This window comes from Micromonospora trifolii (assembly GCF_050516465.1).
Taxonomy (GTDB): Bacteria; Actinomycetota; Actinomycetes; order Mycobacteriales; family Micromonosporaceae; genus Micromonospora; species Micromonospora trifolii.
The window spans coordinates 1,043,769-1,065,886 of sequence record NZ_CP191526.1 but is presented as its reverse complement, the minus strand read 5'-3'; the positions used below and the strand labels follow the sequence as shown (position 1 = coordinate 1,065,886).

The 22,118-nt window shown below is 71.8% G+C and carries 20 protein-coding genes and 1 riboswitch; of the genes, 8 read left to right on the top strand and 12 right to left on the bottom strand.

Annotated features, from left to right (window positions below; genetic code table 11):
* Nucleotides 1-3 precede the first annotated feature (3 nt).
* Together ACQRWP_RS04880 and ACQRWP_RS04875 are read right to left on the bottom strand one after the other, a co-directional pair.
* Complete coding sequence (locus ACQRWP_RS04880) at nucleotides 4-660, bottom strand: response regulator transcription factor (RefSeq protein WP_091401433.1); 657 nt, start codon at nucleotides 658-660, stop codon at nucleotides 4-6.
* Nucleotides 661-757: 97 nt separating this feature from the next.
* The gene (locus tag ACQRWP_RS04875) at nucleotides 758-1,069 is read right to left on the bottom strand and encodes a hypothetical protein (RefSeq protein WP_204944301.1); all 312 of its coding nucleotides are present in this window, start codon (nucleotides 1,067-1,069) and stop codon (nucleotides 758-760) included.
* A 113-nt stretch (nucleotides 1,070-1,182) separates the two neighbouring features.
* On the opposite strand from ACQRWP_RS04875, the gene ACQRWP_RS04870 reads away from it, so the two are divergent.
* Nucleotides 1,183-1,521 (top strand): DUF952 domain-containing protein, encoded by a 339-nt coding sequence (locus ACQRWP_RS04870; RefSeq protein ID WP_396711199.1) that lies wholly within the window; start codon nucleotides 1,183-1,185, stop codon nucleotides 1,519-1,521.
* A 106-nt stretch (nucleotides 1,522-1,627) separates the two neighbouring features.
* Here ACQRWP_RS04870 and ACQRWP_RS04865 read toward each other — a convergent pair whose 3' ends face one another.
* The 3 genes from ACQRWP_RS04865 to ACQRWP_RS04855 all read right to left on the bottom strand — a co-directional run bounded on the left by ACQRWP_RS04865 (nucleotide 1,628) and on the right by ACQRWP_RS04855 (nucleotide 6,488).
* Nucleotides 1,628-3,385: a CDP-glycerol glycerophosphotransferase family protein gene (locus ACQRWP_RS04865; protein WP_430501000.1), complete on the bottom strand. Its 1,758-nt coding sequence runs from the start codon at nucleotides 3,383-3,385 to the stop codon at nucleotides 1,628-1,630.
* Between the two features lie 228 nt (nucleotides 3,386-3,613).
* Entirely contained in the window at nucleotides 3,614-5,725 is a 2,112-nt protein-coding gene (locus tag ACQRWP_RS04860; RefSeq protein ID WP_430500999.1) for a DUF6077 domain-containing protein, read from the bottom strand.
* Nucleotides 5,726-5,849: 124 nt separating this feature from the next.
* The gene (locus ACQRWP_RS04855; protein WP_238677132.1) at nucleotides 5,850-6,488 is read right to left on the bottom strand and encodes a TetR/AcrR family transcriptional regulator; all 639 of its coding nucleotides are present in this window, start codon (nucleotides 6,486-6,488) and stop codon (nucleotides 5,850-5,852) included.
* A 180-nt stretch (nucleotides 6,489-6,668) separates the two neighbouring features.
* Between ACQRWP_RS04855 and ACQRWP_RS04850 the strand changes: the two genes are divergently transcribed.
* The 4 genes from ACQRWP_RS04850 (at nucleotide 6,669) to ACQRWP_RS04835 (ending at nucleotide 11,762) form a co-directional block, all read left to right on the top strand.
* Nucleotides 6,669-7,565, top strand: coding sequence for an ABC transporter permease (locus ACQRWP_RS04850; protein ID WP_430500998.1), 897 nt, complete (start codon nucleotides 6,669-6,671; stop codon nucleotides 7,563-7,565).
* Between the two features lie 34 nt (nucleotides 7,566-7,599).
* On the top strand, nucleotides 7,600-8,376 hold the full coding sequence (locus ACQRWP_RS04845) for an ABC transporter ATP-binding protein (protein WP_238677269.1): 777 nt from the start codon (nucleotides 7,600-7,602) through the stop codon (nucleotides 8,374-8,376).
* A gap of 146 nt (nucleotides 8,377-8,522) precedes the next feature.
* Nucleotides 8,523-10,040, top strand: coding sequence for a D-ribitol-5-phosphate cytidylyltransferase (locus ACQRWP_RS04840; RefSeq protein ID WP_430500997.1), 1,518 nt, complete (start codon nucleotides 8,523-8,525; stop codon nucleotides 10,038-10,040).
* A 33-nt stretch (nucleotides 10,041-10,073) separates the two neighbouring features.
* Nucleotides 10,074-11,762 (top strand): CDP-glycerol glycerophosphotransferase family protein, encoded by a 1,689-nt coding sequence (locus tag ACQRWP_RS04835; protein WP_430500996.1) that lies wholly within the window; start codon nucleotides 10,074-10,076, stop codon nucleotides 11,760-11,762.
* A gap of 28 nt (nucleotides 11,763-11,790) precedes the next feature.
* Here ACQRWP_RS04835 and ACQRWP_RS04830 read toward each other — a convergent pair whose 3' ends face one another.
* The 3 genes from ACQRWP_RS04830 to ACQRWP_RS04820 form a co-directional block, all read right to left on the bottom strand.
* Nucleotides 11,791-12,405 (bottom strand): hypothetical protein, encoded by a 615-nt coding sequence (locus ACQRWP_RS04830; protein WP_430500995.1) that lies wholly within the window; start codon nucleotides 12,403-12,405, stop codon nucleotides 11,791-11,793.
* Complete coding sequence (locus ACQRWP_RS04825; RefSeq protein ID WP_430500994.1) at nucleotides 12,393-13,097, bottom strand: hypothetical protein; 705 nt, start codon at nucleotides 13,095-13,097, stop codon at nucleotides 12,393-12,395. Before ACQRWP_RS04825 ends, ACQRWP_RS04830 begins: the two co-directional genes overlap by 13 nt.
* A 72-nt stretch (nucleotides 13,098-13,169) precedes the next feature.
* Entirely contained in the window at nucleotides 13,170-13,916 is a 747-nt protein-coding gene (locus tag ACQRWP_RS04820) for an alpha/beta fold hydrolase (RefSeq protein WP_430500993.1), read from the bottom strand.
* Nucleotides 13,917-14,063: 147 nt separating this feature from the next.
* Here ACQRWP_RS04820 and ACQRWP_RS04815 point away from each other — a divergent pair, with 147 nt between their 5' ends.
* Complete coding sequence (locus ACQRWP_RS04815) at nucleotides 14,064-15,098, top strand: hypothetical protein (protein ID WP_430500992.1); 1,035 nt, start codon at nucleotides 14,064-14,066, stop codon at nucleotides 15,096-15,098.
* Nucleotides 15,099-15,170: 72 nt separating this feature from the next.
* On the opposite strand, the gene ACQRWP_RS04810 is transcribed toward ACQRWP_RS04815, so the two are convergent.
* The 4 genes from ACQRWP_RS04810 to ACQRWP_RS04795 form a co-directional block, all read right to left on the bottom strand.
* Nucleotides 15,171-16,019, bottom strand: coding sequence for a C39 family peptidase (locus tag ACQRWP_RS04810; protein ID WP_430500991.1), 849 nt, complete (start codon nucleotides 16,017-16,019; stop codon nucleotides 15,171-15,173).
* 233 nt (nucleotides 16,020-16,252) lie between these two features.
* A riboswitch (cyclic di-AMP (ydaO/yuaA leader) is annotated at nucleotides 16,253-16,394 on the bottom strand.
* Nucleotides 16,395-16,678: 284 nt separating this feature from the next.
* A complete protein-coding gene (locus ACQRWP_RS04805) occupies nucleotides 16,679-17,449 on the bottom strand; it encodes a hypothetical protein (protein ID WP_430500990.1) in 771 nt (256 codons plus the stop codon).
* Between the two features lie 131 nt (nucleotides 17,450-17,580).
* A complete protein-coding gene (locus tag ACQRWP_RS04800; RefSeq protein ID WP_430500989.1) occupies nucleotides 17,581-18,003 on the bottom strand; it encodes a hypothetical protein in 423 nt (140 codons plus the stop codon).
* Nucleotides 18,004-18,095: 92 nt separating this feature from the next.
* Nucleotides 18,096-19,331 carry an acyltransferase family protein gene (locus ACQRWP_RS04795; protein WP_430500988.1) on the bottom strand — a complete coding sequence of 412 codons (1,236 nt, stop codon included), beginning with the start codon at nucleotides 19,329-19,331 and terminating at the stop codon, nucleotides 18,096-18,098.
* Between the two features lie 300 nt (nucleotides 19,332-19,631).
* Between ACQRWP_RS04795 and ACQRWP_RS04790 the strand changes: the two genes are divergently transcribed.
* Complete coding sequence (locus ACQRWP_RS04790; RefSeq protein ID WP_430500987.1) at nucleotides 19,632-20,795, top strand: glycosyltransferase family 2 protein; 1,164 nt, start codon at nucleotides 19,632-19,634, stop codon at nucleotides 20,793-20,795.
* 133 nt (nucleotides 20,796-20,928) lie between these two features.
* Nucleotides 20,929-21,981, top strand: a complete 1,053-nt coding sequence (pseI, locus tag ACQRWP_RS04785) for a pseudaminic acid synthase (RefSeq protein ID WP_430500986.1) — start codon at nucleotides 20,929-20,931, stop codon at nucleotides 21,979-21,981.
* Nucleotides 21,982-22,118: the final 137 nt, after the last annotated feature.

Here is a 22,118-nt window from a genome sequence, read left to right as displayed (position 1 = left end):
TCCTCACGCGTCGCGCAGCCGGTAGCCGACGCCGCGTACGGTCTCCACCAGGCGGGCGTCGCCGAGCTTGCCGCGCAGCGACCCGACGTGCACCTCGACGGTGTGCCGGTCCGCCCACGTGGTGCCCCAGGCGTCGAGCAGGATCCGATCGCGGGGCACCGCCACCCCGGGCTGGCGGGCCAGCGACAGCAGCACGTCGAACTCCTTGCGGGTCAACGTGACGGCACGGCCGTCGACGGTCACCGTCCGCGCGGCCACGTCGATGCGGACCGGCCCGGCCTCGATGAGGTGCCGCTCGGGCGCGGCGTTCGCGGCGCGGCGCAGCACCGCCTCGATCCGGGCCTGCAACTCCACCATCGAGAACGGCTTGACCACGTAGTCGTCCGCGCCCAGGCGCAGACCCAGCACCCGGTCCCGTTCCTCACCCCGGGCGGTCACCGCGATGATGCCGAGCTGACTGCTGCGCCGACGCAGCTCCCGGCACAGGTCGGTGCCGTCCCCGTCGGGCAGGGTCAGGTCGAGCAGCACCAGGTCGCAGGGGGCGGCGGAGAGCGCGGCGGCGACGGTGGCGGCGTGCTCGACCTCGTACCCCCGGCGGGTGAGGGCGGAGGACAGCGCAGCGGCCACCCGGCGGTCGTCCTCCACCAGCAGGATCCGCACCCGTGCCCCCGTCCGTCGCAGCGCTGTTCTGCGAATGGTGGCAGAAGAGCGCGCGGACCGGGAGGCCACCCGCCCGCGCTGGGCGGGCTACCGGCCGCTACAGGCCGAAGGTGTCGTCGGCGGTGGCGTCCCGGACGCCGTCGGTGAACCCGCGGAAGCCCGGGTCCTCGTGGCTGGCCGGCACGCTGGTGACGTTGACCCCGCTGGCCTGGGTGACCGCGTCGACCAGCGGCGGGTAGTCGATCTCGGCGTCCTGGAAGGCGTCGTCGTCCGCCTCGGCCAGGTTGATCACGTGCTGCACGTCGTCGGACGGAGTGTCCGGGTCCTCGGCCCACTCGCCGCCGGCCCGGTAGCACTCGTCGTACAGCGCGCGCTGGCTGTCGGTCCAGTCATCGTCGTAGCTCTGCATCGCCCATCCCTCCGCGGCCCTTGACCTGAGCATGCCCGGCGGGAGGCGACGGGCGCGGCGGTACCGGCGAAAACCGGGCGGGCGCGCCGACCACGGCCCCGTACGCTGCTGTGGTGATCTACAAACTGCTGTCGAGCGCCGAATGGGACGACGCCCTCGCCGCTGGTGCCTTCACCGGCTCCGCGGTGGACCGGCAGGACGGGTTCATCCACCTCTCCGGCGCCGACCAGGTGGTCGAGACGGCGCGGCGGTATTTCACCGGGGCGACCGGGTTGACAGTGCTCAGCGTCGAGGAGGAGCGGCTGGGCGACGCGCTGCGGTGGGAGCCGTCGCGCGGCGGGCAGCTCTTCCCGCACGTGTACGGACCGCTGCCGGTCGCGGCGGTGGTGGCGGCGCGGGCGTTGCCGGCGGACCTTCCGGTCGCCGACGCGGTGGCCGCCCTGCTGGGCTGACCCGGTGGCCGCTCTGCCGGGCTGACCAGGTGGCGACTCTGCTGGCTGACACGGACGCGCCCGACCCGACAGTGTCGGGCCGGGCGCGATGCCGTAGGGACGGGGCTCAGTGGCAGAGCCGGTCGATCTCCTGCTGGAACCGGTCCATCGGGTTTTCCTCGGCGGGGCCGAGCAGGTAGGTCTTCAGCTCCCGGCGGGCCTCGGTCATCGGGTCGTCACCGGCCCGGGTGACCGACACGATTTTCTCCAGCTCGCCGCAGTCCTTGGAGAGCAGGTACGCGGCCCGAGCCGTCGGGTACTCCCGGCGGAACTCGTCCTCCGACAGGCCGGCCGGGTTGGCCACCACGTACGGCCGCTGGCTCTGCACGAAGTCGGACACCACACTGGACACGTCGCTGATCAGCAGGTCGGTCTGGTTGAAGCAGTCGAACAGCGCCGGCGTGCGGCCGGTGACCACCAGGTGTGCGGTGCCGTCCAGCGAGGACGCGTCCGGGTTGCCGCCGGCAGCGCGGATCGCCGTGACGACCCGGTCGTGCACGACCTTCGCAGCCCTGGACCGCGACCCGGTGAGCGGGTGCGGCTTGTAGATCAGGCGGACCCGAGGATTCGTGGCGAGCAGCCCCTTGACGATCCGCTCACCCATCAGCACCAGTGAGGTGTGGTACGGGTCGTCGTCGAGCCAACCCTCCCAGGTGGGCGCGTAGAGCACTGTGAACGGCCGGTCCACCGACTCGGCGCCGAAGGTGTGCACCCCGGCGAGCTGCGGCCGGCCGATCTCGACGATGTCCGAGTCGAGCACCCCCACGCCGGCCCGCGCGTAGCGCTCCCGGCCGGCCAGGCCGGCGACCCAGACCTCGTCGTACACCTTGCTGTAGGGGTTGACGCTGGCCTGCTTGTCGCTGTCGCCGTGCCCGACGAAGACGTGCTTCGTACCCGGCTCGCGGAGCATGTGGATGTTCGCGCCGACGTTCGCTGAGTAGAGCGCCGCGCGGATGCCGCCGAGGTCGAGGTTCATGAAGTCGACCCCGGCCGGTACGCAGATCACCGGCAGCCGGGTGTCGGCCAGCTCCAGGAACGCGTCCCGGCTGCGCATCAGCACCACCGCGCGCTGCTGGAGCGCCTCGGTCGGGGCGAGCCACATGTTCGCCTGGTAGACGTCCTTGGCCGGGCCGGCGAAGTAGAGCGCCACCTCCGGCCGGTAGCTGTCCAGCCAACGCTGGACCGCCGGCAGCAGCGGACCCTGCCCTGCGCCCCGGCCCCGCAGCCAGGTCAGCGCGATGATGGCGCCCACCAGACCGGTCGCCAGGACCGCCACCGCGCCGGCCACGAAGAACGGCGTCGGATCGTGCTGCACCGCCGCGGCCACGCCGGCCGGCACCAGCAGCAGGTTGAGCAGGGGCATCCGGTCACCGGCGACCGCCGCCGCCCAGGCGGGCGGCTGGGGGGCGCTGGACAGTGGACCCAGCTCGATGTTGCGCACCATGGCGGAGAGCGGGTTACGACGCTCGATCATGGTGGAGAGCGCACCGGCGAAGACCGACACGACCCACACCGCGGCCGGCAGCACGAGCAGCAGGGTCAGCTCGCCGTCGGTGAGCCGCACCTCGGCGGCGACCAGCAAAACGGCGGCGAGGTCCCGGGTCAGCTGTCGGTACGACCAGTGCAGGCCCACCTTCTCCAACAGCAGTTGCGACGGGGGTGACCAGCGGGCGACGGCGAACTCGCCGATGATGGCGGCCAGGCCGGCGACGGCGAACAGGCCGACCCAACCGAATACGCCACCGAGGAGCATGACCAGGTAGGCCAGTACCAGTAGCGCACTCTGGGCGGCCACTCCGAGGCGTCCTGTCAACGTGCCGAACAAACGAGTTCGCTCCCTACGAGATTTCGTTGCGGGCGGTGCCCGTGATGGACCGACGTCACTCCCCCGTCGCGCAGCGGCTCAGTCGCGGCCGGCTGCGTGTGACTGCGACCTTAACGCGAGGGGACAGCTCGGTGTCGCTCGGGTATCCGGCACCATTTCGGGCAAAGTTCCACACCGGGGTGCGCCCGACCCCACGCCGGGGTCGGGCGCTCGGTGCGGGTGAAGCGCTCAGCTGACCCGCCGGAAGCAGGTCATCCCGCCGGGTGCCGGGCGCGTGGCGAACTCCCGGTAGCCCAGTTGCGGCGCGGTGTCGCGGGCGTACCGGTTGCCGTTGTAGACGCAGATGGTGCCCACGTCCAGGCGGTCCAGTGCCGGCGTCAGCTCGGCCGGCGTCGGGCTGGCGGTGCCGTCGGCGAAGTCGGAGAGCAGCAGTCGGTCCTTGGCGAACTGGGAGCTGAGGTCGTACTCGACGAGGTAGAAGTCGCGGGGCAGGACAACCCGGACCTCGCTGGTGATGATCGGCGTGGTGCGCATGATCGTCTTCGGGGCGAGCAGCAGGCCCTCCGGGCGGTCCAGGCCCTTGATCCAGAACGCGATCGACTGACGCTGCTGCGGAAGCTTCCAGGTGGGGCGGTCGTGCACCTCGACCCAGCTCTTCGACGACCACATCGGGGTGGCGAACAGCGCGAACGAGGCGACCAGCAGCACCGCGATCCCCCCGGACGCCGCCCGGCGCAACGCCGGGGTCGGCGCCGGCACGCGCACGGTGCAGAGCAGACCGATCAGCGTCGGCAGGGCGAGCAGCCACGGCACACGCCAGAGCACCACCGAGATGCCGCTCAACGCGCTCAGCAGCTCCAGTACACCGGGCACGAACAACACGCTCAACGCCAGGGCGGCACCGGCGGCGAGCAACGCGGGCGTACGCCGACGGGCGAGCAACGCGCCGCACCACAGCGCGAGGCCGCTGATCACCCCGACCACACCGAACAGCAGCGTCCGCTTGTAGGTGTACGCCGCGTCGAAGAAGGCGTCGTCCGCCCCGGTCGCGGTCATCCCGCCAAGCAGCAGCCGGGAGACCACCAGCGAGCCGATCGGGTACGCGAGGGCGGCGACCGCCGCGACGATGGCCGCCTTCCAGCGGCCGACCAGCAGCATGGCGAAGCCGGCGGCGCCGACCAGCATCGGCAGGATGATCGCCGCGGTGTTGGTGAGCCCGATCGCGGTGATCGAGAGCGCCACGATGAGCAGCAGGCTGCGCCGCGACCGGTTGTCGAACCACTCGGTCAGGTAGAGCCACATCAGCGGGATGACCGCCGAGACGAACATGCCCTTGCCCTCGTGCAGCCGCAGCAGGTGGAACGTGCCCAGCGCGGCATCGTCACCGGCGACGAGGTAGAGGTACGCGATCGCCACGGTGAAGGCGAGCAGCGGACGGCGCGGGGCCCACCGGTGCGTCAGCCGCCACAGCGCCAGCGCCGCGATCACCGCCATGATCGGCAGCAGCACGTACCAGAGGGCAGAGCTGGCGTGGATGCCGACGACATTGGCGAAGGCGCCGTCGAAGACCTCGATCGACGGGATGGGCGGCTGCGAGCCCATGGACGGCAGCACGTTCTCGGAGAACAGGAAGTCGTTGAGCGGGATCAGGTCGCGCTCGGCGATCCACACCGACTTGCCGACGTAGTAGACGTCGTCCGGGGTGTTGCGGGCCATGAAAAACGAGGAGATGCCGACCAGGGCGGAGACGACCAGCGCGTACGCCGACTGCACCGTGGTGGGCGCGGGGGCGGCAGGGGTGGGCGCCGGGCCGCTCAGCCAGGCCTGGCGTACCAGCAGGAGGCCGCCGACGGCCGCGAGCAGGCCGGCCACGGCCGGGATCCACCAGGAGAGGCTGACGCCGGTGCCGGCCACCCCGGCGGAGATGGCGGCCACCCCGGCGGCGACCACAACCCCGATCAGCAGGCGGCGGTCGGTGGCGGGGCGGCCGATGACCGGTTCATCCTGAGCGGCCGGGGTGCTGTCGGCCGGGGTGCTGTCGGCCGGGGCGCGGCGGCGGGCGCGCAGCACGGCCACGACCGCGAGCACCACACAGGCCAGCAGCCAGATCCGGAAGGTCACCGACGGACGCAGGTCCCCCAGGAAGGCCAGGTGGTAGAGCACGGTGAAGAGCGCGAACGCGATCACGGCGCCGTCGGTGAGCACCGCCGGGGCGACGGCCACCAGCGCGCGTACCCGGGACAGCCCCGCGCGAGCGCCGGCGGGTCGGGATGCCGGCCCGGTCCGCGGCGTCGGATCCGGTTCGGCGGGCGCTACGGCGATGCTGTCGACGTTGGCCACGGGCGTCCTTACTCGTCAGGCGGATGAGGGGCGTCGTCACGGTGACGGCCGGGTGTCAAGGGGGCAGCGTAGCGGAATCGGACAGGGGGGCCGCTGCTGCCGGGGACCGAGTGTCGAGGGCTGGTCAACCCGATATCGGAGCCGCCCGGGGACGGGGCAGCACGCTGTCGGCGCCGAGCCCGGCCGCCACGGATTCGACCAGGTTGTCGAGGTAACCGTCGGTGAGCGGAAGCCGGGCGATGGCGAGCCGCCAGTAGAGCGGCCCGACGATGAGGTCGATGGCGGCGTCCAGTTCGGTGTCGGCGGGCAGCTCGCCACGCTGCACGGCACGGGTGACCAGGCGACCGCCGATCTCCTGCTGCCGGGCGTGCAGCACCTGACGCAGGGTCGCGTCGATGCTGGGGTTGCGGGCGGCCTCGGCCAGCAGGTCCGGAATGATCTGCGACGCCAGTGGGTGGCGCAGCGCGTGCGCCACCGCCTGGAACAGCAGCGCGAGATCACCGCGCAGCGTGCCGGTGTCCAGGGCGGGGAGCTTGCCGTGTGCCGCAGCGGCGACGATCTCCAGCACCAGGTCGAGCTTCGAACTCCACCGTCGGTAGATCGCCGTCTTGCTGACCCCGGCCCGCCGGGCAACCGCCTCGATGGAGAGCCGGCCGTAGCCGACCGCGGCGAGTTCCTGCATCAGCGCCCGGCGGATCGCCGTGGTGATCTCGTCGCGCAGCACCGCCGCGCCGGCCGGCGCCCGCCTCTTTTCGGTGGTCATCGAGGGCTCTTATCGCAGGTCACGCCGGACAGCGTAGCGCAACGACGGTACGGTTGCGTCCCGACGTGTTTCGGACTACTGTCCTCGCAGCGACGAGGCGGCGCCCCGCGCAAATTTCCCACTAGGATTCGATCGTCGCGAGCAACCCCCGTCTGCACGAAAGATCGGAGCGCCATTTCCATGGCCACCACCGCGCTGGTCGACCCCGACACGGGCCTGACCCAGGCGCAGCTGGCCGCTCGGCACGGGCTACGGGTCGCCGGTGAGCGGCCCAGCCTCGTCGAGTACAGCCGCCGACTCTGGGCCTACCGGCACTTCATCGCCGCGTACGCCAATGCCAAGCTCGTCGCCTCGTACAGCAACGCCAAGCTGGGTCAGCTCTGGCAGGTGCTCACCCCACTGACCAACGCGGCGGTCTACTACCTGATCTTCGGGGTGGTGCTGGCACAGAACGACAACATCCCGAACTTCATCGCCTACCTGACCACCGGGTTGTTCATCTTCAACTTCACCCAGAGCGCGGTCCTGGCCGGCACCCAGTCGATCAGCAGCAACCTGGGGCTGATCCGGGCGCTGCACTTCCCCCGGGCCAGCCTGCCGCTGTCCACCACGATCACCCAGTTCCAGCAGTTGCTGGCCTCGATGGTGGTGCTGGTCGGCATCGTGCTGGCCACCGGCGAGCCGCTCACCTGGAAGTGGCTGATGCTGGTGCCGGCGCTGCTGCTGCAAGCGGTGTTCAACGCCGGCGTGGTGCTGCTGGTGGCCCGTCTGGGCTCCAAGGCGAGCGACCTGAAGCAGGTCATGCCGTTCGTCATGCGGACCTGGATGTACGGCTCCGGCGTCCTCTACAGCGTCAGCCTCTTCGACCGGCTGCCCGGCTGGGCGACGACGCTGGTGCAGTACAACCCGCTGCTGGTCTACATCGAGCTGGCGCGGTACGCGCTGCTCGAGGAGGCACCGCTGCTCAACGAGTCGCTGACCCAGCTCTGGCTGGTCGGTGCCGGTTGGGCGCTGGTCGCCGGCATCGGCGGTTTCATCTACTTCTGGCGCGGCGAACAGGAGTACGGCCGTGGTTGATCACTTCGACGCCCCCGTTGAGGCGAGCGCGACGATGACCCGAACCCAGGAGCGCATCCCGACCGTGGTCGTGGACGACGCGCACATCATCTACCGGGTGCACCAGGGCGCCGCCGGTGGCACCACGCCGGTGGCCGCGCTGCGCCGGCTGGTCAAGCGCACCCACGCGCCGAACGTCCGGGAGGTGCACGCGGTCAAGGGCATCTCGTTCACCGCGTACCGGGGCGAGGCGATCGGGCTGATCGGCAGCAACGGCTCCGGCAAGTCCACCATCCTGCGGGCCATCGCCGGTCTGCTGCCGGTGAACCGGGGTGCCATCCACACCCAGGGGCAGCCGTCCCTGCTGGGCGTCAACGCCGCCCTGCTCAACGACCTCTCCGGGGAGCGCAACGTCACCCTCGGCTGTCTGGCCATGGGCATGCACCCCGACGACGTGGCCAAGCAGGCCGCGGGGATCATCGACTTCTCCGGGATCAACGAGCGGGGTGACTTCGCCAGCCTGCCGATGCGCACGTACTCGTCGGGCATGGCGGCCCGGCTGCGGTTCTCCATCGCCGCCGCCAAGAAGCACGACGTGCTGCTCATCGACGAGGCGCTCGCCACCGGCGACAAGGGCTTCCGCAAGCGCAGCGAGCAGCGGGTGCGGGAGCTGCGGGAGGGCGCCGGGACGGTGTTCCTGGTCAGCCACCAGCTCTCCTCGGTACGGGACACCTGCGAACGGACGATCTGGCTGGAATCGGGCGTCATCCGGATGGATGGCCCCACCGACGAGGTCATCCGGGCCTACGAGGCGTACGCGAACAGCAAGTAGGGTTCCGGAGAACGTCCGGCATCGACATGACAACCGAGGACCGCGTCGCCCGCGTTGGGGCGACGCGGTCCGCGCGTTAAGGTTCATTCCGTCGCCGCTCGGGCGGAACCTTCCGTTAACGCATCCCTGAGAGTGAGGATCCGGCAATGACGCAGGACCAGACCACTGGCCCGGACGCCGAAGCGGAGACCCCGACGCCGTGGCGGCCCTCGCGGACAGTGGCGGTGGTTCTGGCCGGCGGCACCGGGACCCGGCTGGGCCTCGGCATCCCGAAGCAGCTGCTGAAGATCGCCGGTAAGCCGATCATCGAGCACACCCTGGCGGTCTTCGAGGCGGCACCGGAGATCGACGAGATCATCGTGCTGATGGCCACCGGCCACGTCGAGGACGCCCAGCAGATCGTCGAGAAGGCCGGCCTGCGCAAGGTCACCAAGGTGATCGAGGGCGGTGACACCCGCAACGCGACCACTCGGATCGCGCTGGACGCGGTCGGCCCGGAAGACTGCAACATCCTCTTCCACGACGCGGTGCGCCCGCTGCTCAGCGGCCGGATCGTGCGCGAGTGCGTCAACGCGCTCTGGAGCTACGACGCCGTGGACGTGGCCATCCCCTCCGCGGACACGATCATCCAGGTCGACGAGAACGACTGCATCACCGACATCCCGGTGCGCTCCCGGCTGCGCCGTGGTCAGACCCCGCAGGCGTTCCGCTCCCCCACGATCCGGGCGGCGTACCAGATCGCCGAGGACGACCCGGACTTCGCCGCCACCGACGACTGCGGCGTGGTGCTGCGCTACCTGCCCGGCACCCCGATCAAGGTGATCGACGGTTCGGACGAGAACATCAAGGTCACCCACCCGGTCGACGTGCACCTGGCGGACAAGCTCTTCCAGCTCGCGGCGGCGCAGGCGCCCCGGCTGACCGACCACCGCAGCTACAGCGAGGAGCTGACCGGCCGGACCATCGTGGTGTTCGGCGGCAGCTACGGCATCGGCCACGAGTTGACCGAGCTGGCCCGCCGCTACGGCGCCCAGGTCTTTCCGTTCAGCCGTTCCAGCACCGGCACGCACGTGGAGCGGGCCGAGGACGTCGAGGCCGCGCTGACGACCGCCTTCGAGGCCACCGGCCGGATCGACCACGTGGTGGTCACCGCGGGCATCCTGGAGAAGGGCGCCCTCGCCGAGATGGACGAGGAGACCATGGACCGGCTGCTCCAGGTCAACTTCGTCGGTCCGGTGACCATCGCCCGCCAGGCCCTGCCGTACCTCCAGCAGACCAAGGGCCAGCTGCTGCTCTACACCTCCAGCTCCTACACCCGGGGCCGGGCCCGCTACGCGCTCTACTCGGCCACCAAGGCCGCCCTGGTCAACCTCACCCAGGCGTTGGCCGACGAGTGGGCCGACGTGGGTGTCCGCGTCAATTGCATCAACCCGGAGCGCACCGCCACCCCGATGCGGACGCGGGCCTTCGGCGAGGAGCCGGAGCACACCCTGCTCGCCGCGGAGGCCGTCGCCCAGTCGTCGCTGGACGTGCTGATCTCCGACCTGACCGGCCAGGTGATCGACGTACGCCGGGCACCCGGTGACGGGCCCACGCCGAGCGTGCCGGCGCAGTCCGGGTCGGGTCGGGTCGAGACGCCAGCCGGCGCGACGTCCGCCAACTGACGCCGACGGCTGCGGAACCACGAACGGAGCGACATGCGCGGCGACCTGGTCCGAAAGCTGGCCGCCCGGTGCCTGACCACCGGGTTGGCCGTGCTGGCCTTTGTCGTGCTGGCGCTGACCGGCGCCACCGGCTGGGGGCTGGCGTTGGCCGTCGCCGCGCTGGCCGCCTCGGCCGCCGAGCAGCGGATCCGGCCCAGTGCCGACCTGGTGGCGGAGACCGCGTTGATCGCCGCGGCGATCCTGGTCGGTTACTCCCGACGGATGGACGACGGGCTCAACCTCGCGCTGGTCGCCACCGGGCTGGTCCTGCTGGGGCTGGTGCTGCTGGTGGGGCCGCTGCGCACCGCCGGCAGTCTGGAGATCCGGGCGGCCAACCTGCCGGTACGCGCCTGGACGCCGCTGATCGCCGACCGGCTCGGCACGGCTCTGCTCGGGCTGCTCGCCGCCCTGGCGCTCGCCGCCGCGCTCGCCCTGCCGGCCGGTGTGGCGCTGGCCGCCAGCCTGCTGGTCGGCGCGGGCGCCGGTGCGGTCGCGCTGGACCTGGCCCGGCGGCGGTTCCGGCCGCGGGCCGGTGGCGGGTCGGTGGCCGCCGCGCTGCGCCGGCACCAGCCGGAGTTCCTGCTCTACTTCTCCGCGCCTCCCGGCTCGGAATACCAGGTCACCATGTGGCTGCCGTACCTGGAACGGATCGGCCGACCGTTCCTGGTCGTGCTGCGTGAGCCGGAGTTCCTGGCCCCGATCGCGGCGGCCACCGACGCGCCGGTGGTCTACTGCCCCACCCTGGGGGCAATGGACGAGGCGTTGGTGCCGAGCCTGCGGGCGGCGTTCTACGTCAACCACGGTGCGAAGAACAGCCACTGCGTCCGCTTCACCCAGCTCACCCACATCCAGCTGCACCACGGCGACAGCGACAAGGCGCCGAGCGCCAACCCGGTGTCGGGGATCTTCGACCGGATCTTCGTGGCCGGGCAGGCGGCGATCGACCGGTACGCCCGCGCCGGAGTGCAGATCCCGGCGGACAAGTTCGTGGTGGTGGGTCGCCCACAGGTCGAGTCGATCGAGGTACGCCCGGAGCCCGCGCGAGGGTTGGCGCACCCGACGGTGCTCTACACGCCGACCTGGACCGGGCACCACGCCGACGCCGACTACTGCTCGCTGCCGGTGGCCGACAAGCTGCTGCGCCGACTGTTGGAGCGCGGCGCGACGGTGATCCTGCGGGCCCACCCGTACACCGCGCAGAACCCGGCATCGGCCCGCCAACTGGGCCGCCTGACCGAGCTGCTCGTCGCCGACCGGGCCCGCACCGGCCGCCAGCACGTGGTCGGCGCGGCGGCTCGGGAGCTGAGCCTGACCGAGTGCGTCAACTCCGCCGACGCGCTGGTCTCCGACGTGTCCGGCGTGATCTCCGACTTCCTCTACTCCGGCAAGCCGTACGCGGTCGCCGACATGGGCGACGAGGGCGACCGGTTCGTGGAGCGGTTCCCGCTGGCCGGGTCGGGTTACGTGCTGCGCCAGGACATGTCCAACGTGGACGAGGTGCTGACCGCGCTGCTGGACACCGACCCGCTGGCCGAGGCCCGCTGGGCCACCCGCCGCCGCTACCTGGGTGACTTCCCGGCCGAGTCGTACGCCGAGGCTTTCCTGACCGCCGCCCGCCGGGAGCTGGCACCAGCTGAGGACCGCGTGTCCGAGGGGTCCGCGCAGCTTTCCCCCTCTGCCTGATCGGGACCATCGGGCCCGGCGAGGGCGGCTAGCTCAGGCCGAGCCGAGGCGCTGCGTTGACCTCGATCCGGACGATCCCGGACGTGCCGGTCGGCGCCTGCCATTCGGCTGTCGCAAGACCGTCGGCCGACTCGGGGACCGACCACTCCCACGGGTGAAGCTCGGTGGCTGCGACGACGACATCCACGATCTCCCCTGCGGTCATCAGCGTCGCCCCGAGGTGTGCCACGATCCGTAACCGTCCATCGGCGAGGGTGTCGCTGCTGATCGACTCGATGTCCTCGTCGTCGAGTCGGACGAGTTCCCGGACAACTGCCCTGGCGTCCGCGACCGGACCAGCGACGTCGACCACCAGCACGAGACGTACGGCATCTCGCAACGCCTCCTCGACAACGCGGATCAACTCGGCCTCGTCCGGACCGTCCTCATCCCGGCCTCGGAGCACCATCTCCCGGGTCGCCACCGGCCGGTCGCTCGGCCCCGGATCGAACGGGTCGATGCCGGTTCGCACGTACAGCGCATCAACCGTCGGCGCCCCGGTGAGCGGCCGGTTCGCCTCCACTGCCCCCACCAGCCACAATCCGAGCGGCGACCTGCGCAGGTGCCCCGCCGGCAACCCGAACTCCGCCGTCAGGGCATCCACCTCGGTCCCGAAGGGAGCCTGCGGTGAAACCCCGACAGAGGCAGCACCAGGAGCATGGCCAGGCCCCACGTGCCGCCCCCGTCGAGCGCCAACGGTTGGAGGTCGACGGACCACACTTCCGGTCGTCCGAGCAGCGGAAGGCAGCGGGCGAGGGCGGTGTCGAGGTCGGGGGCCCTCAGCCGGGCGTGCAGTCGGGCGACCACGTCGTCGTCGGACGCCGCCGCCGGCAGTCGCCGGACCCGTCGTCGAACGGGCGCAACGGATTCGTCGGCGGGCAGCCACTCGGGCGGGTCCCACCACTCGCCTTCGGTGTCGGCGGCAGCGTCGATGGAAACGCACAGCGGGGTCAATCCGTCGGTCGTCCGCTGTCGACCGACGGCGAAGCCCATCGGGTAGCCCGCCGCCGACTCGCCAACGTCCAGGTCGCCGGGCCACCATCCGAAGCGCGTCAGCAGGGGCGCGACCAGTTGACGCACCGCTTCCGCGCTCGGAGCGGACGGGAAGGACGGCGCCAGCGTCAGGTCGACGTTCACCCCGCTGCGGGAGCCGTCGACCTCGGTTCGGGACGCCGTCAGGCTCACCGCGCCGAGCGACGCGACGAGGGGTCGGCAGCGACGCGACGCGTCGTCGAGTCGGGCGTCGACGACGTTCAGGCTCACTGTGGTGATCAGGGCTTGCTCGACAGTGGACATCAACGCGGGATCGTATGCGCCGGGGTGGGGCGGCACGACCGCTTTCCTGCCGACGAACGCGCTCGTAGGACCTCAGCGGTACGGGTCGAGCAGCGCCAGCACCGCGGCCGGGTCCTCCACGTGCGCGTTGTGCCCGAGACCGGGCAGGGTGGCGACCGGTACGCCGTACTCCTTGAGCTGTTCGTCGGTGACCATCGGGTCGTTCTCCCCGCGCGCCAGCACCACCGGCACGTCGGTCGCCGCCAGCAGCGCGGTCAGGTCGGGCTCGCCGACGGCGAAGGCGGCCGGGTCCATGGCGAGACGCCACCGGCCGTCGACCTGACGCAGCCCGGCGTCCACCACCGGGTGGTCCGGCGAGACCAGGCCGGCCAGCCCGGCGACCCGCAGGTAGCGGCGTGCCGCCTCGGTGCGGCTGGCGAACCAGCTCACCGGGCGGGCGGCGACCTCGGCGGCGCGGGTCAGCTCAGCGGGTGACCAGAGCGCCTTGATGCCCAGCCCGACCACCGCGTCCACCGGCGTCCCGGCGTCGCGGGCGGCCAGCGCCAGGCCGACCACCCCACCCAGCGAGTGCCCGAGCACGACCAGCCGGTCGTCGGGGGCGAGGGCCTGCGCGATCTGCTGGGCGAAGCCCGCGAAGGAGTACGACGGCAGCGGCGACGCCCAGCCGTGGCCGGCGAGGTCCGGTGCCAGCCACCGCCCGGGCCAGTGCTGCTCGAGGTACGGCGCCCAGGGCAACCACACGTCCCCGGTCGCCCCCATGCCGTGCAGCAGCAGCAGGACCGGCCTGCGGCCGGCGTGACCACCCGTTTTCTCCACCACGGCCGCAGTCTCCCACGGTTCACGGCCTGGTACGAGAGCCGTCACCCGCGCCACCCCCGGGACACGAAGATCCACTGTAGAGTTCGCGACCTGAACCGGGACCGCCATCCGTCGATCCCGTCGCGGAAAGGAGCCACAGTGCTCAGGATGTCCGGATCAGCACTGGTCGCAGCCCTGGCAGCCGTCGCGCTCGGCGCGTCGCCGACGCACGCCGCACCGGGCACACCGGCGGATGTCACCACACCGAACGGCGGGGCGGCAGTGGCGGCCGACCGGGTCCTGCGGGTCTACAACAACAACATCGAGAACCTGGTGGTGAACAACTCCGACGGGAGCTGCACCCGGATCTCCGGGCCGGACCACCTGAGCTCGATCCTGGTCGACGACGCTGGTCGCACCGGCACCAGCGGTGTGGCGCCGCCCGACATCCTGATCGTGCAGCAGGTGCGTGGCAGCGGCCAGGCCGAGGCGTACGCCGACCAACTGTCGGCGAAGTTCGGCTACCCGGCGGGCACCTACGGGGCGATCGTGGCGTGGAGTGACCCGGAGCCGTGGGGCAGCACGCACAAGTGCAGTTCGCAGTCGCTCGGGGATCTCAAGAAGAAGCAGACCAACGGGATCATCTGGAACACGCGGACGCTGAGCCTGGCCAGCGGCGACATCTCGAAGTACTGGAGCGCGGGCTGGCTCAGGCCGGGCACGGCGTACGCCGACGGCGCCGGATGCACGCTGTACAAGCCACCGAACAGCGACCCGGACAGCACCGACTTCTACAAGTGGAAGCGGACCAGCGCCATCGCGGCCCGGTTCACCATCAAGGCGACCGGCACCAGCGTGTTCGCCGCGACCATGCACCTGCCCCAGGAGAACCGGCAGAATGCCTGCGCCGGCGACGGCGATCGGGGCATCGCCAACACCGGCATCCACCTCGGCGCGGACGCGACCAGCCTGCTGAACGCCTCCACGATCCGCGTGGTGGGCATCGACGCGAACCGGACGGGCATCGCCCCCGGCACGTTGAGCGGCTATGGAATGACCGGCTACGGGTCGAAGGCCACCAACGGCTCCAGCAAGATCGATTATCTCTTCGTGAAGGGCAGCGTGCAGCCGTCCACCATCGACCACACGGTCGGCGGGACGAAGTCGAACCATCTCGCGCTGTACGGCTTCATCGCGTACTGACTCGTCGACGAAGACGCCGCGGGCGCCGGCCCCTCGTGGGGGATGGCGCCCGCGGCGGTCAGCGTGCCCGGGTCAGGCGGAGTAGCCCCGGCTGGTGATCCAGTTGGCCAGGTCGATGGTGGTGATCCAGTACGACGGGTCGGCCGGGTTCGCCGAGTCGGCGATCCGCACGGTGCGACCGTTGTCCTTGTAGCCCACGACGGCGATGTAGTGCCCGCCGCCGTAGGAGTGCCAGCTGCCGTCGGTGTCGGTGGCGTCTCCGACGACGTTGGCCACCACGCCCCGGCCGTCGGTGATGGCCTTCACCACGTCGGCCTGGAGCCGGTCCATCTGAGCCGGGCTGGGCGCGCCGGGGAACATCCGGGTCCGGTACGGGGAGCCCTTCACCTCGGCGTTGAGCACCCGGGTGGTGTCCTCGGCCGAGTTGGTGCCCATCTCGGTGGTGCCCAGCTCGGCGCCGAGCTCCTCCTGGGTGCGGTCGATGCCGGCCGCGCTGAGCGCGTTCCGGGTGGCCGCCGGGCCGCAGTTGTAGTAGGTGTTCTGCGCCTCGTAGTCGTAGTCGAGCACCTTGGTCGCGGGCGGCTTCGGCCGCTCCGGCTTCCGGGTCAGGTCCGGGTTGCTGCTGGCCTTGGCGGCGGGCGACGCGGCGCTGGTGGCCGGGCCGGCCGTGGTCGGCGCGGCGCTGGCCGAGGGGGACGCGTCCCGAACCTCGCCGCGGGAGGCGGCGACGTCGCTGCGCATCTCGGCGACAGTGGTCGCGGTGCGCTGGCCGACCGGGGCGTCGTCGGCAGTGGTGAGCAGGGCGCCGGTGGTGGTGGCGATCGCGAGGGCCGCGGCGGAGGCGGCAACGATCTGGTACGGGCGCTCGGTGGCGAGGCGGCGGAGCTGACGCTTCAGGGTGTGCTTCACGGGGTCCTCCACGGATCGGGGGGAGAGCGGCACACCGGGGCCGGACCGGCATCCGGGCAGGCGCCAGCGCGCGGACCGTGGTCCGCGGATGGTGAACCGCTCAGGGGAACGCCCGGCGCGGCCGGGCGGGGAAGGCGATGACCCGGGGGGTCAGCTCACCGTCACTGGACGAATGAGCGGGTGCACCGCCGCGCCGTGGAGGCGAGGGAACAACCGAGGGGTGGAAAGGTGCTGCACGAGGATGGGACTCCTTCCGACACCGCCTACCGGGTTAGCTGACGGATTCGGGCGGGAAGATCGCCCTACCGCGGGCCGTGGCTCGCGGATTCACCCCAGACTTACTGATGGGTCCCCGGCTCGTTGATCACGATTAAGCGGGTCGATGCGGCGTCGCGTCTTGCGATCGGTTACCGCACCGGACGGGACGACACTACTGGCGTCTCAGCGCCCTGCCAAGCCAGGTTCACCTGCGTAAACCCCAATTGGCGCGACAATTTCTGCGCGTATTGCCGATGATGTGACTCGATGGGACAACCGGTTACGGCGACGCCTACGGGCGACAACCGGACAGGCCGCAAACAACGCGACGGTAATCGCGGGAACAATGGCGCCGATCGCGCCGGACGTCCGATTTCGCAATCGGGTGACCGGCCTCACATCACGGATTGGGCTCAACCCACCCGGGCCGGGCGCCACCGTGCCACGACGGCGGGACGCAACGACCCGGCCACCGTCCGACGCGCGGGCACCGGGGTGGGGCGGAGCCGGGCCGCCGCCGCGTGTGCCTCCTCGGCGAGGGCACGAGCCGACTCGGCGGCCAACTCCGCGTCGCGCCAGGCGGCCCGCTCCCGGTCGGCGGCCGCCTGGTAGTCGGCCAGCCGCGCGTCCCGGATCACCCGGCTGATCAGCACCTCCTGCTCGACCGGGTGTCGCCGGGGATCCCAGCCGCGCCGGTGCCCGAACACGTCGCCGAGCTGTGCCATGGTCAGGTCGCCCCGCCAGTACGCCGCCATCGCCGCCCGGTGCAGATAGCGTTCCCGGGCGGCGTACTCGGCGGGGGTGTGCGGGGTCTGCGGGGTGGGCAGCGCCCCGGCGCCCGCGAAGCGACGCGTGGCGGTGTCCGCCTCGTCGTACCCGATCCAGGCCCGCTCCAACTGCTCCTGAGCGGTCAGCCAGGCGGCGCGCCACCGCTTGGCGGTGGTGGCCGCGCCGGCCGCGGCGACGGCCACCTCCTCGGCGTAGCGGCGCCTGTCGACGGCCTCGGCGGCGGCCAACTCCCGAGGAGTGGGCCCGGCCGGGAGCGGGTCGTCAGTGGGCCGGTCCCGTTCGGGGCGGGCGGCCAGCACGGTGAGCAGGCCCAGGGTCAGCAGGAACAGCGTCGACCAGATGGCGGCGGCCTGCGGCACCTCGGTCACGAACTGGTAGAAGACGACGGTCTCCATGGTCGGCACCTCGGGGAGAGAGCAGTGCGATGGGGAGCCGCGCCGACCAGCGGGCCACGGTGGGCACGGGTCGGCGGGTCAGGGAGCGGTGGGTCGACAGGACGCGGTGACGGGACGGTCGTCCCGGTGGCTCAGCGCCCGGGTGGGGCCCGGGAAGCCCGACCGTTCGCACCGTCAACGAGGGGCAGCCGGTCAGATTCGGCAGCGCGGACCGGTAGCACGCCGGACGCGATGGTGCCCTGATCGCCGGGGAGCGCCACCGGCGTGTCGACCGACCAGGTCGGGACCGACTCCTCGGTGGCCTCCGGCGGTATCGCCGGGGCCGGGCGGGCCGCACTGGGTGCCCCGGCATGCCGGCAGGTGGCCGCCAGCGACCCGGCGGCGACCGAGGCCGGCACCGCGCTCGCCGTTGGCACCGGGCCGGGCGTTGACGTGGCGGCCGTGGCCGGGCCTGCGCCGAGCGCCAGGGCCGCGACGACGGCGAGGCTGCTCAGCACCCGAGTCGCCCAGCGCGCCACCCACCACAGCGGACAGGTGAACGCGACCGGAAGCACGTCCCCACGCTACCGTCGCGCCGACCCGGGCGCACCGACCACGGGCGTGTCGAATCACGCCGCGCCGACCCCTTTGACCAGGGTGGACGTTGTCAGCGCAGGTCGACGTACGTTGATCGAACGCCGGCTTGACCGACCTCGTCGGCGGGTCCATCGACCTCGCCGCGGGCGCTGCCTGCGGGGTCTCGTGCGTCGCCGTCGCCGGCCGCGCGTTGCTGGGGGACGGGCGCCGGACGGGCCGCACGGCGCGGCGCGAGCCGGCGCATCATCGGGGTTTCGACGAAGCGGTGCACCAGCCCGGCGAGGATCAGGGTCGCCGCCAGGAAGCCGAACACCACGGCCGGGCCACGCCAGCCCGCGAAGCCGACCCCCCAGGTTCCGCTCCAGCGCAGCACGCTCGTCATCACCAGCACGTGCACCAGGTAGAAGGCGAACGAGACCTCACCGAGCCAGACCAGCGGCCGGGACCGCCACGGCGAGCGCCGACCCCGCACGTCCGCGTCCGCGGCAGCGGTGATCACCAACAGGTACGCGACCGCGAGCAGCGTGGTCCACAGCTCGGCGCGGATCCACTGCGCGGCCACCACCCAGGTGACCAGGAAGATCCCGCTGGCCACGGCCAGATTGGGACCGCGCCAGAGCCCGCGGCGCATCAACTCGGCCGCCACCGCGCCCAACCAGAACTCCAGCGACCGCACCGGCGGGAAGATCTGGGTGAACCACCAGCGGCTCACCTCCGGCACCAACTCCTGCGCCGGCCAGAGCGCGAGGATCAGCAGCGGCAGCGCGACGATCAGCGCCCAGAGCACCTTCGGTCGGGCCCGGCGCAGCAGTGGCAGCGCCAGCGGCAGACAGAGGTAGAAGAAGAACTCGCAGGACAGCGACCAGCTGACCGTGTTGATGCTGTAGAACCAGCCCGGCCGGGGATCCCACGCCTGCAACAGCAGCAGGTTCTCCAACGCCGCCGCCGGCAGGACCGGGTCGGCGAACCACCAGGCGACCACCAGCGTCGCCACGAACAGCACCAGGTGGTTCGGGTAGATCTTGGCGATCCGTCGCCGCCAGAAGGTACGCCGGGAGTCCCCCTCGCGGGCCGACCAGACCAGCACGAACCCGCTGAGGATGAAGAAGAACTGCACCCCGGAGAGGCCCAGGGTGAACAGCTCGTCGACCACTGCCTTGTAGTCCGGCTCGGCGATGATCCGCATGGTGCCGGCGTGAAAGCCGAAGACCAGCAGAGCGGCGATCCAACGCAGCCCGGTCAGCGAGGGCAGCCGGGGCGGGGCGGGTGCGGGTCGGGCGGCCGACGTCGCGGCGAGGCTCGTCATACCGGGATCCCGGCGCTCGGCAGGGTCACCAGCACGGTCGTAGCCTCCTCGGCGCGGCGTCGGACGGCGCGACGGCGACGCCCACGACGACCCGGCAGGGCCGCACCGAGGCACCCTACCGGGTCACTCCCGGGTGAACCGGACGCATCCCACCCGCCCCACCAGCCCGCGTTTCCCCGGCCGGGAAACCGCCCACCGGCCCGGCGTTAACCTTCCGCTGGGCGGGAGTTCAGAGAGTCCACCATCGGCGGCAACGTCAGGTTCCGGGGCCGGCCACCCGAGTCGTCGAAGGTGGCGGACGTGGTCAATGAGCCGACGCACGCACCGCTGCTGAGCATCGTCGTGCCCGTGTACGGCGTCGAGGCGTACCTGTACCAGTGCCTCGAGTCGATCCGGGCCGACATCCCGGCGGGCGAGTCGGACGCGGTCGAGCTGATCGCCGTCGACGACGCCTCGCCGGACGGCTGCGGCGACATGCTCCGCTCGTACGCGGTCAGCCGCGACGGCGTGCGCGTCGTGCACCTGAGCAGCAACGTGGGTCTGGGGCTGGCCCGCAACGCCGGGCTCGACGTGGCCACCGGCCGGTACGTCTGGTTCGTCGACAGCGACGACTGGTTGCCGCCGGGCACGATCGCGGCGGTGCTGGACCGGCTGCGCCAGCACCAGCCCGATGTGCTGATGCTCGACCACCTGCGGGTGCACGACGACGGCCGGCGGGAGGTCGACGCGAGCAGCCCGCTGCTGCGCGGGATCACCGGCGTGACCCGGCTGGCCGACCAGCCGCAGTTGCTGCGGGTGCAGCACACCGCCTGGAACAAGGTGGTCCGCCGGGACTTCATGGACGGGCTGGAGCTGCGGTTCTTCCCCGGCTGGTACGAGGACATCCCGTTCAGCCACCCCCTGCTGATCGGGGCCGAGAAGATCTCCGTGCTGGACCGGGTCTGCTACCTGTACCGGCAGGGCCGCCAGGGCGCGATCACCTCCACCCGCAGCGGCCGGCACTTCGACGCCTTCGCCCAGTACGAGCGGCTGATGGACTGGGTCACCCGGAAGCACCCGGACGAGCGGTTGCAGGCCGAGCTGTTCGAGCTGATGATCAGCCATTATCTGGTGGTGGTGGGCAACGACGGCCGGCTGCACCCACACCTGCGGCGCGACTTCTTCCACCGGGCCGCCGCGCACTACCGTCGGTACCTGCCCACCGGCGGCTACCCGCTGCCCCCGGGCGTGACCGGGCTCAAGCACCGCCTCGTCGGGCGGGGTGACTGGGTGGCGTACTCGGCGCTGCGCCAGGCCCACCGGGTCGCTGGTCGCCTGCGTCGGCAAGGCCCGGTTGGCGGCGCCGACGGCGGTTCGCTCGCCGCCGACGAGGAGCCGGGGCGAGGGGTGAGCGACGGGCCGACGCGCGACGGTGGGCTCGCGCCGGAGCGGCGCGACGCGCTGGCCGTCGGCCGGCTGCCGTGATCGACCCCACCGCAGAGCACGCCGGGAGCCGGGGCGGCTCCCAGTGCCCTGATTTCCCAGGTCGTCCGCCCGCCGGGTGGACGACGACAGCACCACCGCACCCCGGTGCGGACGTACCTGAGCAGAGGTCGGAATGACGGCGACAATCAAGATCGGACCGCACGCGGTCGGTGCCGGGGAGCGACCGTTCGTGGTGGCCGAGATGTCCGGCAACCACAACGGCGATCTGAACCGGGCGTTGGCCATCGTCGACGCGGTGGCCGCGAGCGGGGCGCACGCGCTCAAGCTCCAGACGTACCGGCCGGACACCATCACCATCGACGTCGACACCCCGGCGTTCCGGATCTCCAGCGGGCACGAGCTGTGGGGCGGGGAGAACCTGTACCGCCTCTACGAACGCGCGCACACCCCGTACGAGTGGCACGCCCCGATCTTCGAGCGGGCCCGCGAGCGTGGCCTGACCGTCTTCTCGTCGCCGTTCGACGCGACCGCCGTGGAGCTGCTGGAGTCGCTGGACGCGCCCGCGTACAAGATCGCCTCGTCGGAGCTGGTGGACCTGCCGCTGATCCGACTGGTGGCCAGCACCGGCAAGCCGATGGTTATCTCCACCGGAATGGCGACGGTCGCCGAGATCGACGCCGCCGTGCGCACCGCCCGGGACGGCGGCGCGGCGGGCATCGTCCTGCTGGCCTGCACCGCGTCCTACCCGGCGCCGCCGGCCGACAGCAACCTGCGCCGCTTGCCGGTGCTGGCCGGCGCGTTCGACGTGCCGGTCGGGCTGTCCGACCACACGCCCGGCATCGGGGTGGCGGTCGCCTCGGTGGCGCTCGGCGCCTGTTTCATCGAGAAGCACGTGACGCTGGACCGGGCCGACGGCGGCGTGGACTCGGACTTCTCCCTGAACCCGGCGGAGCTCACGGCCCTGGTCGCCGAGTCCGGCCGCGCGTATGAGGCGCTGGGCGGCACCGCGATCGGACCGACCCCCGCCGAGCGGGAGGGGCTGCGGTTCCGCCGGTCGCTCTTCGTGGTCGAGGACGTCCGGGCCGGCGACCCGGTGACCGCGCGCAACGTCCGCTCGATCCGGCCGGCCGGCGGGCTCGCGCCCGTGGAGATCGACCGGGTCCTGGGCCGCACCTTCGCCACCGACGTCCCCCGCGGCACCCCCCTGAGCTGGGACCTGATCTGACCGTTCGCTGAGGCCGGGCCGCCCAAGCGTGCGGCCCGGCCCACCCGCGCCCCGCCCACCCGCGCCCCGCCCACCCGTGTCGATCATGGACTTGTGGTGGCCGTTTAGACCCCCGGTGCCTGCTTTGTGAAGCACCA

Coding starts and splice junctions, on each gene's coding strand:
- ACQRWP_RS04875 (WP_204944301.1), bottom strand. CDS start 1,069: ATGCAGAGCTACGACGATGACTGGACCGACAGCCAGCGCGCGCTGTAC.
- ACQRWP_RS04855 (WP_238677132.1), bottom strand. CDS start 6,488: ATGACCACCGAAAAGAGGCGGGCGCCGGCCGGCGCGGCGGTGCTGCGC.
- ACQRWP_RS04850 (WP_430500998.1), top strand. CDS start 6,669: ATGGCCACCACCGCGCTGGTCGACCCCGACACGGGCCTGACCCAGGCG.
- ACQRWP_RS04845 (WP_238677269.1), top strand. CDS start 7,600: ATGACCCGAACCCAGGAGCGCATCCCGACCGTGGTCGTGGACGACGCG.
- ACQRWP_RS04840 (WP_430500997.1), top strand. CDS start 8,523: ATGACGCAGGACCAGACCACTGGCCCGGACGCCGAAGCGGAGACCCCG.
- ACQRWP_RS04835 (WP_430500996.1), top strand. CDS start 10,074: ATGCGCGGCGACCTGGTCCGAAAGCTGGCCGCCCGGTGCCTGACCACC.
- ACQRWP_RS04825 (WP_430500994.1), bottom strand. CDS start 13,097: ATGTCCACTGTCGAGCAAGCCCTGATCACCACAGTGAGCCTGAACGTC.
- ACQRWP_RS04815 (WP_430500992.1), top strand. CDS start 14,064: ATGTCCGGATCAGCACTGGTCGCAGCCCTGGCAGCCGTCGCGCTCGGC.
- ACQRWP_RS04805 (WP_430500990.1), bottom strand. CDS start 17,449: ATGGAGACCGTCGTCTTCTACCAGTTCGTGACCGAGGTGCCGCAGGCC.
- ACQRWP_RS04795 (WP_430500988.1), bottom strand. CDS start 19,331: ATGACGAGCCTCGCCGCGACGTCGGCCGCCCGACCCGCACCCGCCCCG.
- pseI (WP_430500986.1), top strand. CDS start 20,929: ATGACGGCGACAATCAAGATCGGACCGCACGCGGTCGGTGCCGGGGAG.